Genomic DNA, 15,516 nt, shown 5'->3' on the forward strand with positions numbered 1-15,516 from the left:
GCCAGGTCCGCGCCAGGTCCGCGCCGGGTCGCTCCCTCTGCCTTGGTCATATTGACATGTTTTCACTACGATCGGACGCGTGATAACCTCACGTCGTAATTCACGATGGGTAGCGTGTCATGTTCGAAGGCTGGGATGCGGTTGCGCTCGCCCGGGCGCAGTTTGCTTTCACGATGTCGTTTCACATCATATTCCCGGCTTTCTCGATCGGGCTCGCCAGCTACCTCGCGGTGCTCGAAGCGCTCTGGCTCTGGACCGGGCGCGAGGTCTTCATCAATCTGTTTCACTACTGGCTGAAGATCTTCGCGGTCGCATTCGGCATGGGCGTGGTGTCGGGCATCGTGATGTCCTACCAGTTCGGCACCAACTGGTCGGCCTTCTCCGACAAGACCGGGCCCGTCATCGGACCGCTGATGGCCTATGAGGTCCTGACCGCGTTTTTCCTTGAAGCAGGCTTCCTCGGCGTGATGCTGTTCGGATTGAACCGCGTCGGTCCCAGGCTGCACTTTCTCGCCACGTTGATGGTCGCGATCGGCACGCTGATCTCGGCATTCTGGATCCTCTCGTCCAATTCCTGGATGCAGACGCCGACCGGCTACGCGATCAATGCGAGCGGCCAGTTCGTGGCGGCCGACTGGCTCAAGGTGGTCTTCAACCCCTCCTTCCCCTATCGCCTCGTGCACATGGTGCTCGCGGCCTATCTGACCACCGCGCTCGTGGTCGGCGCGGTCGGCGCCTATCATCTGCTGCGTGACCAGCATCTCGCCGGCCCACGCGTGATGTTCTCGATGGCGATGTGGATGGCGACTTTCGTGGCGCCAATCCAGATCCTGGCCGGGGACCAGCACGGGCTGAACACGCTGGAGCATCAGCCCGTGAAGATCATGGCGATGGAAGGCCACTACCAGAGCCACAAGGACGGCGCGCCGCTGATCCTGTTCGGATGGCCCAACCAGACGGCCGGCCGGGTCGACTTCGCCGTCGAGATACCCAAGCTCGGATCAGTGATCCTGAAGCATTCGCCGACCGCGCCGATGGACGGGCTCGACACCGTGCCGCGCGAAAACTGGCCGCCGGTACCGATCACCTTCTGGTCGTTCCGCATCATGGTCGGGCTCGGCTTCCTGATGATGGGGCTCGGCCTGCTCAGCGCGTGGATGCGCTGGCGCGGTCAGCTCTATTCCTCGCGCTTTCTGCACGGCTTCGCAATGCTGATGGGGCCGGCGGGCTTCATCGCGGTGCTGGCGGGCTGGATCACCACCGAGACCGGGCGGCAGCCATTCACGGTCTATGGCCTGCTGCGGACGGCCGACTCCGCTTCCCCGCTCGCTGCGCCTGCGGTCGGCTCCTCGCTGCTCGCTTTCGTCATCGTCTATTTCGCGGTGTTCACGGCGGGCGTGATCTATCTGCTGCGGCTGATGGCGGCGCCGCCGCATCCCGGCGAAGCGGGACCGCCGCGTGACGTTCCCGCCCGCGCCGCCGGCATCACCCCGGCCGCCGCCGCGGCAACAGAGGTCGCGTCATGAGCGGCGCGGTCGACCTTGCCACGGTCTGGGCCTTCATCATCGCCTTCGCGGTGTTCGTCTACATCGTCATGGACGGCTTCGATCTCGGCCTTGGCATCCTGTTTCCGCTGTTTCCAAGGAAGGCGGATCGCGACATCATCATGAACAGCGTGGCGCCGGTCTGGGACGGCAACGAGACCTGGCTGGTGCTCGGCGGCGGCGGGCTGATGGCGGCGTTCCCACTCGCCTATGCCGTGCTGATGCCGGCGCTCTATACGCCCGTTATCGCGATGCTGGTCGGCTTGATCTTCCGCGGGGTCGCCTTCGAATTCCGCTGGCGCACCACGCAAAGGGAACGCAACCGCTGGGACAGCGCCTTTTTCGGCGGGTCACTGGTCGCGGCGCTGGCCCAGGGCGTTGCGCTCGGCGCCATCCTGCAGGGTGTGCATGTCGAGGCCCGCCAATATGCCGGCGGCTGGTGGGACTGGCTGACGCCGTTCAGCGTGCTGACCGGCATATCGGTGTTGGTGGGTTACGCGCTGTTGGGCGCGACCTGGCTGGTGATGAAGACCGAGGGCGCGCTGCGCGACAAGGCCTATCAATTGAGTTGGGCGTTACTGTTCGCGATGCTCGGTGCGATCGTCGCCGTCAGCCTCGCAACCCCGTTCCTCAGCGTGCAATATACCCAGCGCTGGTTCACCTGGCCGAACATCATCCTGACCGCGCCGGTGCCGCTCGCGGTGGCGGCCGTCACCGCGCTGCTATTGCGCAGCCTTGCGAACAAATATGACTACCAGCCGTTCTTCCTGACGCTGGCGTTGTTCTTGCTGTCCTATGCCGGCCTCGGCATCAGCATGTATCCCTATATCGTGCCGCAGAGCATCACGATCTGGGAGGCGGCCTCGCCTGCCAACAGCCAGATCTTCATGTTGGTCGGCGTCGCGATCCTGATTCCGCTGATCCTCGCCTACACGGGTTGGGCATATTGGGTGTTTCGCGGCAAGGTGCGGCCCGGCAGCGGGTATCACTGATGCCGCACGAGGAGAATCCACGCCCGCTCGCGAAGCGCCTGATGTGGTTCGCCGCGCTTTGGCTCAGCGGCGTCGGCACCGTGGCGTTGATTTCGTTCGGCCTGCGGCTCTGGATCGCACCACAATAAGACCGCTGCACTACAGGGTCATGACGGAAATCGCAGGTATTCCAGCGAGCTATCTCCTCCGCCCCAAACTTGCCATCAAGCTGCCACTGAGATTTGATGCTTCCTGATTTGGGTGGAGCATCAATGCATTTGGCCGCGGGCCAACGAGGAGACCTTTGTATGACGAAACTTCGTCAACTCATCTGGATGGTCATTGCGGCAGGCGGCCTGATGCTTTCGGCCTCGCAAAGCCAGGCCCAGGCGCCCGATGTCGGCGATCAGCCAGGCCTTGTCCCCGACGATAATGTCGAGCTCGATCCGGAGTGGCGCAAGCAGGTGGTCTACTACCGCACCAACGAGGCACCGGGAACCATCATCATTTCGACCAAGGAGCGTCATCTCTACCTGATCCAGGGCAACGGCCGCGCGATCCGTTACGGTATCGGCGTCGGCCGTGAAGGCTTCCAGTGGCAGGGTCTCCTGAACATCACCCGTAAAGCGGAATGGCCGGACTGGACGCCGCCGCCGGAAATGATCGCACGCCAACCCTACCTGCCGCGCTTCATGGCCGGCGGCCCCGGCAACCCGCTCGGCGCTCGCGCGATGTATCTCGGCACCACCGTCTACCGCATCCACGGCACCAACCAGCCCAACACCATCGGCACCGCGATCTCCTCCGGCTGCTTCCGGCTGGTCAACGCCGACGTCGCCGATCTCTATGATCGCGTCCCGGTCGGCACCAAGGTCATCGTCCGGCAGAAGCCCGAACTGTAACTGCCCGCCCGCTTTTCCCTTCCTGACACCTACACCTGGTGAGAAATAAATAATGAAGCGCACATTTCGAGGCGGCCTGCTGATCGGGCTCGCGGTTGCGGTGCTGGTCGGCGCCGCCGCCATCGCCTATGAGCGATACGACACCAAGACCTTGAAGCGTACCATCCGCCGCGGCGAAGTGCTGTGCGGCGTCAACAAGGGCCTGCCGGGCTTCTCGATCCCCGACGAGAAGGGCAACTGGACCGGCTTCGACGTCGATTTCTGCCGCGCGGTGGCGGCCGCGATCTTCGACGATCCGTCCAAGGCGAAATTCATCCCGCTCGATGCCAGCGAGCGCTTCAAGGAGTTGCAGAGCCGGAAGGTGGACATCCTCTCGCGCAACTCGACCTGGAGCATGTCGCGCGAGACCAATTACGACCTCTATTTCCCCGCCGTCGCCTATTATGACGGCGAAGGCTTCATGCTGCCGCGCTCGCGCAACATCGACTCCGCACTCGACTTGAACGGCAGCAAGGTCTGCGTGCAGGGGGAGACCACGACGCAGCTCAACCTCGCCGACTATTTCCGTCTCAACAATATGAAATTTACGGAGATGAAGTTCGGAAAGCTCGAGGATGTCGTCAAAGCCTATGACAGCGGGCAGTGCGACACCATCACCGCCGATGCCTCGCAGCTCTATGCGCTCAGGCTCAACCTCTCCAAGCCCAACGATCACGTCATCCTGCCCGACATCATCTCCAAGGAGCCGCTCGCGCCCGTGGTGCGGCTGCGCGACGACGACTGGATGATGATCGTGAAATGGACGCTGTATGCGATGATCAACGCCGAGGAGCTCGGCATCACGTCGAAGAACATCGATGAGGCGCTGAAATCGAAGAAGCCCGAGGTGATGCGGCTGGTCGGCACCGAAGGCTCCTATGGCGAGGACCTCGGCCTGACCAAGGACTGGGCCGCCCGCATCATCCGCCACGTCGGCAACTACGGCGAGATCTACGACCGCAATGTCGGCAGCGAGTCGAAGCTGAAGATCCCGCGCGGCCTCAACCAGCTCTGGAACGCCGGCGGCATCCAATATGCGCCTCCGATCCGGTAAAGGTCTCGCACGCCGTCATTGCGAGCTTCCGAACCGCATCGACGTCTCGCGCTTCCCTTCTCCCCTTGTGGGAGAAGGTGGCGCGAAGCGCCGGATGAGGGGTTGCCTCCGCGAACGTCGGCGTGCGTCGAGAGAGACCCCTCACCCAAGCGTATCAGTTGCTGACGGCGGAGCAGCCCTCTCCCACAAGGGGCGAGGGCACATCAACGCGCACCGAAGCATTGGCTCCCACCCTCATTGCAATGAGGGTAACTCCATCAATACCCCTTCGCCCTCGCCAACTGATCGGCGTGGAAATTGCTGTCGCCGAACAATTCCTGGCAGACGCGGGCGCGCTTCATGAAGAAGCCGATGTCGAACTGATCGGTCATGCCCATGCCGCCATGCATCTGCACGCCTTCCTGCACCGCGAGCGTTGCCGTGGTGCCAGCGCGCGCTTTTGCAACTGCGACCGCGCTGCCGGCATTGGCGGCATCGGCATCGAGCGCCTGCAACGCCTTCAGCACCGCTGCGCGCGTGATCTCGATATCGATATAGAGCTGGGCGGCCCGGTGCTGCAGCGCCTGGAATTCGCCGATCGGCTTGCCGAACTGCTTCCGCTCCTTCAGGTAAGCGACGGTGCGGCCGAACACCTCCTCGCTCAGGCCGACCATTTCCGCCGCGACCGCGCCGCGGCCGATATTGAGCACGCCTTCGAGCAGCGGATAACCCTGATCAACCTCCCCTAATACGCTGTCGGCGTTGACCTCGACATTATCGAACACAATGCGCGCAGCGTTGTGCGAGTCCACCATGATGGTGCGCTCGGTCGCAATTCCCTTTGCCTTGGGATCGACCAGGAACAGCGTCACCCCGTTGCTCTCCCCGGCGCTGCCGGCCGTGCGGGCCGCGACGATCAACAGACCCGCGGTGTGGCCGTCGACGACCAGCGCCTTGTCGCCATTCAGCTTGAAGCCGTTGCCGCTGCGTACCGCCTGTATGCTGGTCTGCAGCGGGCGATGCTTGGCGCCCTCGTCGACCGCGAGCGCGGCCAGCAGCGAGCCGTCGGAGATCTTGGGCAGATGCTGCGCTTTCTGCGCCTCGCTGCCGCCGCGCGACAGCGCCGAGGCGGCGAGGACGGACGTGGCAAGGAACGGCGACGGCATCAGCGTGCGCCCGATCTCCTCCATCACGATCCCGGCCTCGACCGCGCCGAGCCCGCTGCCGCCGAATTGTTCTGATACCAACAGGCCGGAGAAGCCCATCTCGGCAAAGGTCTTCCAGAGCTCGCGCGAGAAGCCGGTTTCGTCCTTGCTGTCGCGCAATTGGCGCAAATGCGAGACCGGCGCCTTGTCGCTGATGAGGCCGCGCGCGCTGTCGCGCAGCATGGATTGTTCTTCGGTGAGGATGAGGGCCATAGACTGAATCCGAAAACCTGAGACGATGAATGTTTCCGTTGCACTCCTCCCCCTGCAAGGGGGAGGTTGGGTGGGGGTCTGCCGCTTGCTCCGTGTCTGTGGCTGACCCTCACCCGTCGCGCTCTGGCGCGCAAGTGCGCTGCCGAGCGCGCCGACCTCTCCCTTTCAGGGAGAGGTGAAGTTAAGCTCCCGGCAGGTCGAGGATGCGCTTGGCGACGATGCCGAGCATCACCTCCGACGTGCCGCCTTCGATCGAATTGGCCTTGGTGCGCAGCCAGGCGCGCGGCCGCGCGCCGCCGCGGGAGCGCTCGCTTTCCCATTCCAGCGCATCGATGCCGCCGGCCGACATCAGGATCTCGTAGCGGCGCTTGTTGAGCTCGGTGCCGTAATATTTCATCGCCGAGGAAAATGCCGGATGCGCCTGCCCCGCTTTGGCGAGATCAACCGCGCGCTCGGCGGCCGCAGCGAGTGCTGCTTCATCGATTTCGAAGCTCGCAATCTGGCTGCGCAGCACCGCGTCGTCCAGCCGTCCCTGCGCGTCGGCACCGATGGAATCAGCCGCGATCTGGCCGAGCGGACGGCCGACGCCGCGCTCGCCCATCCCCGAGATCATCGCGCGCTCGTGCTGCAGCAGATATTTTGCAACGTCCCAGCCGCGGTTGATGGTGCCGACAACATGCGACTTCGGCACCCGCACATTGTCGAAGAAGGTCTCGCAGAACGGCGAATAGCCTGAGATCAACAGGATCGGCTTGGTCGACACGCCCTTCGAGGTCATGTCGAACAGGATGAAGCTGATGCCGTCATGCTTCTTCGCAGCGGGATCGGTGCGCACCAGGCAGAAGATCCAATCCGCATAGTTGGCATAGGAGGTCCAGATCTTCTGGCCGTTGATGATGAAATCATCGCCGTCGCTGTCGGCCCGCGTCTGCAGCGAGGCGAGGTCGGAGCCGGCGTTCGGCTCGGAATAGCCCTGACACCAGCGGATCAGGCCGGCCGTGATCTTGGGCAGATGCTCTCTCTTCTGCTCCTCCGTGCCGTATTTGAGGAGCGCCGGCCCGAGCATGGAGATGCCGAACGAGGTCAGCGGCTGCCGCGCGCCGATCGCCGTCATCTCCTGGCGCAGGATCTTGGCTTCCTCACCATCGAGCCCACCGCCGCCATAGTCCTTCGGCCAATGCGGCACCGTCCAGCCCTTGTCGCGCATCCGCTCGAACCAGACCCGCTGCGGCTCGGAGGAGAACTTTGCATTACGGCCGCCCCAGAACGTGTCACCGTCCGAGGTCATGGGCTTGCGCATCTCCGGCGGGCAGTTCTGCTCCAGCCAGGCGCGGGTTTCGCTGCGGAATTTCTCAAGATCGGCCATGGCGCGTTTCCATCTGACGAATTGTTGAAACGACCTTAGCCGCCGGACCGTGGAATTCAATATCTCCCTGCGCCTGGCGCCGGTGGCCGCGAGGCCGGAACGGGTGTATTCGCTTGCTGGCCTAACGATTGAAAAACAAGAGGAAACGGACATGAGGCTGAAGCTGCTTTCGCCTGGCGAAATGAACGAGGCGCAAAAACAGACCTATGACGAGGCGATCGCCGGCAAGCGCGGCTCCGCGCCGGCGCCGATGATGGCCTGGCTCAACAGCCCGGAAATGGCGCGGCACGGCGCGCGGCTCGGCGAAATGCTGCGCTTCAACACGATGTTTCCGCCAAAACTTTCGGAGATCGCGATCCTCGTCACCGCGCGCCACTTCACCGCGCATTACGAATGGTGGGCGCACAAGCGCCTCGCGCTGAAGGGCGGCCTCGACCCGAACATCATCGATGCCATCCGCGACCGCCGCACGCCGGAATTCGACGACTCCAAGGCCAGCATGATCTACGACGTGGCGAAATCGCTGCACGAAGGCCATGGACTGTCGCAGGCGCTGTATGACCAAGCCGTCGAGACGCTCAGCGTGCGTGGCGTGGTCGAGATCATCGGGCTCTGCGGCTACTACACGATGGTGTCGATGACGCTGAACACGTTCGAATTCGGCTTGCCCGACGGCGAGGTGTCGGAGCTGGCGTGAGCCAGGAGCGCCGCCGGAAACACAGGGTTTCCGGACAGGCCGGTTCCGTGCGGTTCGGATCATCGCTACATACTGCCTTTAACCGGAGCAGCACCATGGCGCAAAATCCTCCCATCATCGCCGGCACACGGATCGGGCATGTGCACCTGAAGGTCGCCGATCTCGATCGCGCGCTCGGCTTCTATTGCGGCGTGCTCGGCTTCGAGCTGCAGCAGCGACTGGGCTCCGGCGCTGCGTTCATTTCGGCGGGCGGCTACCATCACCACATCGGGCTGAACACCTGGGAGAGCAAAGGCGGGCACCCGCCGCCATCAGGCACCACCGGCCTGTACCACACCGCGATCCTCTACCCCACCCGCCCTGCGCTCGCGGACGCGCTCCACCGCGTGCTCAGCGCTGGTATCGCACTCGACGGCGCCAGCGACCATGGCGTCAGCGAGGCACTGTACCTGCGCGACCCCGACGAGAACGGCGTCGAGCTCTACTGGGACCGACCCCAAGAGCAATGGCCGCGCACGCCGGACGGCAAGCTTGCGATGTTCACCAAGCGGCTCGATCTCGAGGATTTGCTGCGGCAACGGGAAATCTAACCCCTCATGGTGAGGAGGCGCGCAGCGCCGTCTCGAACCATGAGGCCCCTATGTCGCCCGTGGCCCATCCTTCGAGACGCGGCCTGAAGGCCGCTCCTCAGGATGAGGTCGGCGTGCGTGGTGCGTGTAGCTACGCATTGGCGCGTCCCCGCAGCATGATCAGCACGGCCGCGATGAGTTCGAGCACGATGCAGCCGTAGAACGGCAGCGTGTAGCTCCCCGACACATCGCGCAGCAGGCCGACCACGCCTGGACCGAACGCATAGGTGATCTGGTTGATGGCGGTGACCAGGCTCACCAATACGCCGAACGAGCGCGGGTCGAATTCGCGCTGCACGATCAGGGCCGGCAGCGTGATCAGATTGCCGACCGAAAAGCCGAATACGGCACAGGCCGCAATCAGCGCCCAATCGCTGCGCAGGTTGATGATGACGAGGAGCGCCACGGACTGGCTGACGAAGGACAGCGCCGACGCCAAGCGCTGATTGAGCCGGTCGATCACGAAGGAGAAACTCACGCGCCCGACCACCGCCATCGCGGTCAGCAGCGCCATCGCCACCGCCGCGCGCTCGCGGCCGATCACCTGATCCAGGAATGAGATCAGGTGCACGATGAAGCCGACCTGGGCGAACAGCACCAGGGCGAATGCAATCGAGACCGAGAGGAAACCGAGATCGCGAAGCGCACGGGCGCGGATCTGCGTCGGTGACGGCCCTCCCGCAGCAGACAATGCCACCGCCCCGATATGCGCCGGCGGCCGGCCGACGAAGACCAGGATCACCGGCACCATCAGCGCGACCATCGCGATCGCCGCCGCCGTCATCGCGCCGGAGAAACCGAAATAGCCGATGCCGGCGATCAGCAGCGGAACGCCGACGATGCCGCCAAAGCTCGCGCCGTTCAGCGCCAGGCTGATGGCCATGCCGCGCTTCTTGTCGAACCACAGGCCGAGCGTGTTGGTGATCATGCCAAGGCTGGTGCCGGCCCAGCCGAAGGCGAGCACAGCGTCGGCAAGATAGAGCTGCCAGGGCTCGCGCACCTGCCCGATCGCGACCGCCGCCGCAGCCATCGCGATCGTTCCCGCGACCAGGCAGCTCCGCGGACCGAACGCCTTGATCGCTTCGGCGACGAAGACGACCAGACCCGCACCCGCGAGATAGAAGAACGTGGTGCCGGAGGAAATCAGCGACGCCGGCCAGCCATGCAGGCGCTGCAGCTCGGCAACGTAGACGCTCTGACCGTAAAAGCCGAGGCCCCAGCCGAACGTCGCGAGCAGAAAGCAGACCAGCACGATGCGCCAGCCGTCGTAGCGGAGCGCGGCCTCGTCGGTGCTGGTGTGAGTTGATGCGTCCACGATTCTTGCTTGTCGTTTGTCCGTTAGCCGTCATGCCCGGGCTTGACCCGGGCATCCACGTTCTTCCTGGCCGCCAAGGACGTGGATGGCCGGGACAAGCCCGGCCATGACGAACCACTATTAGCAGGGCCTACAAGATCATCATTTCGACCACGATCGAACTGTCAGCAGTTGTCAGCAAGTCCCGGTCTTGAGCATGGTCTGTTCGGAAAACCGGCGTCCACTTTTCCGGATCATGCTCTAAAGACTCGGTTCCGGAAACTCATCGACGGCGCGCAATTTCGCCCGCCGCTTCGCGAACGAGGCGATCCACAGTACGACGAGCCCCAGAACCACCGGCGGGAACACGACGAGATTCACCGCCGACCAGCCGTAATTGGCGAGCAATTGGCCTGACGAGAACGAGCCGATCGCCATCGTCCCGAACACCAGGAAATCGTTGAACGCCTGCACCTTGTTGCGCTCCTGCGGCCGATGCGTCTCCAGCACCAGCGCGGAGGCGCCGACAAAGCCTAAATTCCAGCCGACGCCGAGCACGATCAAGGTCGCCCAGAAGTGCAGCGCGGTCAGGCCCGAGAGCCCGATCGCCGCCGCAAGCGCCTCCAGGAGCAGGCCGAACGCGACGATGCGCGATGCGCCGAAGCGGGCGATCAGCGAGCCCGTAAAGAAGCCCGGGCCATACATCGCGATGATGTGCCACTGGATCGCGAAATTGGAATCACTGACGGAAAGGCCGCACATCTTCATGGCGAGCGGCGCCGACGTCATCACCAGGTTCATCATGGGATAGGCGATGATGCCGCACAGCGCGGCGGCGATGAACCGCGGCTGCCGCGCGATCTCGAGTAGCGGCCGGCCGCCATGCAGGTCGACCGCGGCCGGTTTTGGCGCATCGACGCCGGCCAGCACCGCCATCGCGACCAGGGCGACGAACGCCTGCATCAGGAAGCTGAAGGCGAAGAGATAAGGCGGCCAGATGTCCATGGTCCATTGCACGAGTTGCGGACCGAGCACGCCGGCGAATACACCGCCTGCCATCACCCAGGATACGGCCTTGGGCCGGAACGCGGCGCTGGCACCGTCGGCGGCGGCGAAGCGATAGGATTGCGCCACCGCGCCATAGAGCCCGCCGAGAAAGGTCGCAAGGCAGAACAGCCAGAAAGCGCCGTGCAGGATGGCGAAGGCGCCGAGCGCGCCGGTCAGCGCGCCGCAGCCGGTGCCGATGATGAAGGCCGTGCGGCGGCCATAGGCGCGCGAGATGACGCCGGTCGGCAGCGTGCCGGCGGCAAGCCCCAGCACATACATCGACAGCGGCACGGTCGCGAGCGAAACGTCGGGCGCCAGTGTCGCGCCGACGATCGAGCCGGTCGCGAAGATGACGGCCGAATTGGCGCCGGTCAGCGCCTGCGCCGCAGCCAGCCGCAGCACATTGGCGCGCGCCCGCGCGTCGTCGGCGATCTCATCGCTGGATATGGCACTCATCGACGTTCCCATTCCAAGGCGCCCGGCAGGGAACCTCGCTGTTGCCGGCGCACTATGGAGAGCGGACGCCGCCCGATCAACCAGCGCAAATGGACCGAGGTTATGCGGGGGGCGCCGTGCAAACAGCAAGGCCTGTAGGATGGGTAGAGCGAAGCGAAACCCATCGCGACGGAGCAAGCAGTGCGAATGATGGGTTTCGCTTCGCTCTACCCATCCTACGATTTCGGGCGATCGGGCACAGAGGGCACCGGCGGCGCGATGTAGACCTTCCAGCTTACGGAGGGGCCGGGGTGGCCGTGGACGAAGCGGCGTGTGGTCATGATCAGGCGCTCGGCGTGCGGCGCGTTCTTGTCGATCCAGCTCTCGAACGCAGGCAGGCGTCCGTCATTGGGATCGAACACGCCGATGAAGCCGAGGCGCTTGGCTTCCGCTTCGCTGGTGAGGCCCGCGCCCCAGATTTCGCCCGGCGTGAACGGCGCTGGATGATCAGGGCTGTAGAACACCAGCGGCATGATCACCTCCGTGGTGCCCGCCACCACGGCCCAGCGCGAGGCGGCTTTGCGGTGCCAGGCCTCCGTGAGCTCGCGCGCAAGCTCGGCACGTGCGCCGTATTTCGCGACGCTGTTCGGATCGGCGGCAAGCTCGCGCTCGGCAATGGTCGGCGACGCGAACAGCATGGCGATACTGATCACGAGCCAGATCGCGCTGATCCGAAACAGCGCCATTCTGGGGATCCGCAGCCAGGGGATCGCGACCAGCGCGAGCGGCGTCAGGAAGAACAGCGAGATGCCCCAGTCGGTCTTGATATAGATCTCGAAAAACAGCGCGCCGAGCGGCGGCCCGATCGCGACGATGATCTGGATGATCCAGACATTGAGCGCCTGCGAGAGATTGACGCCGGGATTCGGCCCGAGCGACCAGTTGCGCGTGAACAAGGTCGACGGCCGCCGCACCAGCGCGCCCCAGCCGAGCGCGAGCGCCGCCAGCACGATACAGGCGGCGAGCAATCCGAGATTGTGGGCGATGTAGCCGTTGACGAGGTACAGACTGACCGCGCGATTGTCGATGCTGTAGACATCCCCGGCATAGGTCAATGGCGCAAAATGGGTCTCGCTCAGCCAGACGATATGCGGAATCATCGCCACAATCATCGTTGCGATCGCAACCCACGGCGCCGGCGAAGCCAGGAAGCGAAGGCGCTCGGGATGGATCAGCGCCGCAAGCCCGATGGCGCCGATCATGGTCAGCACCCAATATTTGGTCATCAGCGCCAGCGCGCCGGCAAGGCCAAGCCAGACGCCCGAAATGACAGTGCGCTTCTCGAACGCGTAGAGATAGGCCAGCACGACCGGCGGCAGGGTCGCAAGCTGCAACAGGTCGGCGTTGTACTTGTAGCCCTTGAAGTTGAAGATCGGATAGAGCGCGAGCGTCACCACGACGAAGAAGGCGCGGCGGCGGTCGACGACACGCAGCGCGATCAACCAGCAGACGATAAGGCTCACGGCGATGACCGCCATCGCCAGCGCATAGGTCGCCCAATCCGTCACCGGAAAGATGCGGAACCAGAGGCCGGCGACCCAGCCGGACAGCGGCGGATGCTTGCCATAGCCGAGCTGGAATTTCTGGCCCCAGGCAAAGGCCTCCGCGACGTCCATATGGATGTCCTGCGCGGACTTCAGATTGACCAGGATCAGCGTCCACAGCACGGCATGGGCGAGCGCAAAGGCGGTGACGAACCATAATCCGGTGACGGGATCGGTTGCGCGCGCCACCAGCCACGCCGCCAGGCGGGGGATAGAGAACTTCCGTTTTGCGCGCGCCGCCGCGGGCAGGATTGATGCAGTCGCCATGGGCCCTGCCTAGCCTGTTTTACGGGCGAATGAAATCAGCTTGGCGTGACTATGGGAGACCGGCGCCAGAGAGTTTCCCCGCCGCTGCCGTTTGCCGCAGCGACCCACAATCGGCAGAAACACCCGCCAAAACCAACCAAAACCGGCTCAAATTTCCGCAATGTGGTTGCCGCTTCGGGGTGCGAATGCTATCTCGCGCCCCATGACGACCGTCCCTATTCCGAACATCCGCAACTTCTCCATTGTCGCCCATATCGACCATGGCAAATCGACGCTGGCCGACCGCCTGATCCAGATGACCGGCGGCCTGTCGGATCGCGAGATGGCGGGCAAGGAACAGGTGCTCGATTCCATGGACATCGAGCGCGAGCGCGGCATCACCATCAAGGCGCAGACGGTGCGGCTGAAGTACCGCGCCAAGGACGGCAAGGATTACATCTTCAACCTGATGGACACGCCCGGCCATGTCGACTTCGCCTACGAAGTCTCGCGGTCGCTGGCGGCCTGCGAAGGTTCCTTGCTGGTGGTCGACGCCAGCCAGGGCGTCGAGGCGCAGACGCTCGCCAATGTCTACCAGGCGCTCGACAACAACCACGAGATCGTGCCGGTCCTGAACAAGGTCGACCTGCCTGCGGCCGAGCCCGAGAAGGTCAAGCAGCAGATCGAGGACGTGATCGGCATCGACGCTTCCGACGCCGTAATGATCTCGGCCAAGACCGGCCTCGGCGTGCCTGATGTGCTAGAGGCCATCGTCACCCGCCTGCCGCCCCCGAAGGGCGACAAGGATGCCACCTTGAAGGCGCTCTTGGTCGATAGCTGGTACGACGTCTATCTCGGCGTGGTCGTCCTGATCCGCGTCGTCGACGGCGTGATGAAGAAGGGCAGCCGCATCCGCATGATGGGCACGGGCGCAGCCTACGACATCGAGCGCGTCGGCTTCTTCACGCCGAAGATGCAGCAGGTGGACGAACTTGGTCCCGGCGAGATCGGCTTCATCACTGCGGCGATCAAGGAAGTCGCCGACACCCGCGTCGGCGACACCATCACTGACGACAAGAAGCCGGTGTCGGAAATGCTGCCGGGCTTCAAGCCGGCGATCCCGGTGGTGTTCTGCGGCCTGTTCCCTGTTGACGCCGACGATTTCGAAACCCTGCGCGCGGCGATGGGCAAGCTCCGCCTCAACGACGCCAGCTTCTCGTTCGAGATGGAGACCTCGGCCGCGCTCGGCTTCGGCTTTCGCTGCGGCTTCCTCGGGCTGTTGCACCTGGAGATCATCCAGGAGCGGCTGTCGCGCGAGTTCGATCTCAATTTGATCGCGACTGCGCCGAGCGTCATCTACAAGATGAAGCTCACCGACGGCAGCGAGATCGAGATCCACAACCCGGTCGACATGCCGGACGTGGTCAAGATCGCCGAGATCGATGAGCCCTGGATCGAGGCCACCATCCTCACCCCGGACGAATATCTCGGCAGCGTGCTGAAACTGTGCCAGGACCGCCGCGGCTCGCAGAAGGAGCTGACCTACGTCGGTAGCCGCGCGATGGTGAAATACGATTTGCCGCTCAATGAAGTGGTGTTCGATTTCTACGACCGGCTGAAATCGGTCTCCAAGGGCTACGCCTCGTTCGACTATCATCTGACCGACTACAAGCCGGCCGATCTCGTCAAAATGCAGATCCTGGTCAATGGCGAGCCGGTGGACGCGCTGTCGATGCTGGTGCACCGCACCCGCGCCGAGGGCCGCGGCCGCGCCATGGTCGAGAAGATGAAGGAACTGATCCCGCCGCACATGTTCCAGATCCCGATCCAGGCAGCGATCGGCGGCAAGGTGATCGCCCGCGAAACCGTGCGCGCGCTGCGCAAGGACGTCACCGCCAAATGCTACGGCGGCGACATCACGCGTAAGCGAAAACTTCTGGAGAAGCAGAAGGAAGGCAAGAAGAAGATGCGGCAGTTCGGCAAGGTCGACATCCCGCAGGAAGCTTTCATTGCCGCGCTGAAGGTGGATAGCTGAGGCAGAGGCCCAACCCGCCAGGGGCATGGCGAGATCAGGTCCAGTCTGAGGCTTTGGGGACCGGACAACAAAATATCGAAAAACAACCCCATGCAAAGCAGGCGGTGACTGCCTTCGGGACGCCTTATTGTCTCGCGTTGCTTGGCAGGGCCATCATCGCAAAGCTACAGCGGCGACATCACACGTAAGCGAAAACTTATGGAGAAGCAGAAGGCAAGGGGATGCGGCAGTTCGGCAAGGTCGACATCCGGTAGCA

The 15,516-nt window shown here is 63.9% G+C and carries 13 protein-coding genes; 8 read left to right on the plus strand and 5 right to left on the minus strand.

Annotated elements, in window-relative coordinates:
* Positions 1-119: 119 nt before the first annotated feature.
* The 5 genes from AC5ZGW_RS08825 to AC5ZGW_RS08845 all read left to right on the plus strand — a co-directional run bounded on the left by AC5ZGW_RS08825 (position 120) and on the right by AC5ZGW_RS08845 (position 4,510).
* The gene (locus AC5ZGW_RS08825; RefSeq protein ID WP_130226668.1) at positions 120-1,526 is read left to right on the plus strand and encodes a cytochrome ubiquinol oxidase subunit I; all 1,407 of its coding nucleotides are present in this window, start codon (positions 120-122) and stop codon (positions 1,524-1,526) included.
* On the plus strand, positions 1,523-2,536 hold the full coding sequence (gene cydB, locus AC5ZGW_RS08830) for a cytochrome d ubiquinol oxidase subunit II (RefSeq protein WP_130226669.1): 1,014 nt from the start codon (positions 1,523-1,525) through the stop codon (positions 2,534-2,536). Before AC5ZGW_RS08825 ends, cydB begins: the two co-directional genes overlap by 4 nt.
* Positions 2,536-2,664, plus strand: coding sequence for a DUF2474 domain-containing protein (locus AC5ZGW_RS08835; protein WP_130226670.1), 129 nt, complete (start codon positions 2,536-2,538; stop codon positions 2,662-2,664). The genes cydB and AC5ZGW_RS08835 overlap by 1 nt, the downstream gene beginning before the upstream one ends.
* A gap of 159 nt (positions 2,665-2,823) precedes the next feature.
* The gene (locus AC5ZGW_RS08840) at positions 2,824-3,417 is read left to right on the plus strand and encodes a L,D-transpeptidase (RefSeq protein ID WP_130226671.1); all 594 of its coding nucleotides are present in this window, start codon (positions 2,824-2,826) and stop codon (positions 3,415-3,417) included.
* Positions 3,418-3,469: 52 nt separating this feature from the next.
* The gene (locus tag AC5ZGW_RS08845) at positions 3,470-4,510 is read left to right on the plus strand and encodes an amino acid ABC transporter substrate-binding protein (protein WP_130226672.1); all 1,041 of its coding nucleotides are present in this window, start codon (positions 3,470-3,472) and stop codon (positions 4,508-4,510) included.
* Positions 4,511-4,767: 257 nt separating this feature from the next.
* Here AC5ZGW_RS08845 and AC5ZGW_RS08850 read toward each other — a convergent pair whose 3' ends face one another.
* Positions 4,768-5,907, minus strand: coding sequence for an acyl-CoA dehydrogenase family protein (locus AC5ZGW_RS08850; protein WP_130226673.1), 1,140 nt, complete (start codon positions 5,905-5,907; stop codon positions 4,768-4,770).
* A gap of 181 nt (positions 5,908-6,088) precedes the next feature.
* Positions 6,089-7,273 carry an acyl-CoA dehydrogenase family protein gene (locus AC5ZGW_RS08855; RefSeq protein WP_130226674.1) on the minus strand — a complete coding sequence of 395 codons (1,185 nt, stop codon included), beginning with the start codon at positions 7,271-7,273 and terminating at the stop codon, positions 6,089-6,091.
* 151 nt (positions 7,274-7,424) lie between these two features.
* Between AC5ZGW_RS08855 and AC5ZGW_RS08860 the strand changes: the two genes are divergently transcribed.
* Both AC5ZGW_RS08860 and AC5ZGW_RS08865 read left to right on the plus strand, forming a co-directional pair.
* Entirely contained in the window at positions 7,425-7,970 is a 546-nt protein-coding gene (locus tag AC5ZGW_RS08860; RefSeq protein ID WP_130226675.1) for a carboxymuconolactone decarboxylase family protein, read from the plus strand.
* 95 nt (positions 7,971-8,065) lie between these two features.
* On the plus strand, positions 8,066-8,560 hold the full coding sequence (locus AC5ZGW_RS08865; RefSeq protein ID WP_028163396.1) for a VOC family protein: 495 nt from the start codon (positions 8,066-8,068) through the stop codon (positions 8,558-8,560).
* 130 nt (positions 8,561-8,690) lie between these two features.
* On the opposite strand, the gene AC5ZGW_RS08870 is transcribed toward AC5ZGW_RS08865, so the two are convergent.
* The 3 genes from AC5ZGW_RS08870 to AC5ZGW_RS08880 all read right to left on the minus strand — a co-directional run bounded on the left by AC5ZGW_RS08870 (position 8,691) and on the right by AC5ZGW_RS08880 (position 13,246).
* Positions 8,691-9,914: an MFS transporter gene (locus tag AC5ZGW_RS08870; RefSeq protein WP_130226676.1), complete on the minus strand. Its 1,224-nt coding sequence runs from the start codon at positions 9,912-9,914 to the stop codon at positions 8,691-8,693.
* A 240-nt stretch (positions 9,915-10,154) separates the two neighbouring features.
* Positions 10,155-11,396, minus strand: a complete 1,242-nt coding sequence (locus AC5ZGW_RS08875; RefSeq protein ID WP_130226677.1) for an MFS transporter — start codon at positions 11,394-11,396, stop codon at positions 10,155-10,157.
* Between the two features lie 215 nt (positions 11,397-11,611).
* Complete coding sequence (locus tag AC5ZGW_RS08880) at positions 11,612-13,246, minus strand: glycosyltransferase family 39 protein (protein ID WP_130226678.1); 1,635 nt, start codon at positions 13,244-13,246, stop codon at positions 11,612-11,614.
* A 202-nt stretch (positions 13,247-13,448) separates the two neighbouring features.
* Here AC5ZGW_RS08880 and lepA point away from each other — a divergent pair, with 202 nt between their 5' ends.
* Entirely contained in the window at positions 13,449-15,260 is a 1,812-nt protein-coding gene (lepA, locus tag AC5ZGW_RS08885) for a translation elongation factor 4 (protein WP_208829676.1), read from the plus strand.
* Positions 15,261-15,516 lie beyond the last annotated feature (256 nt).

Source organism: Bradyrhizobium sp. Crot121 (assembly GCF_059512385.1).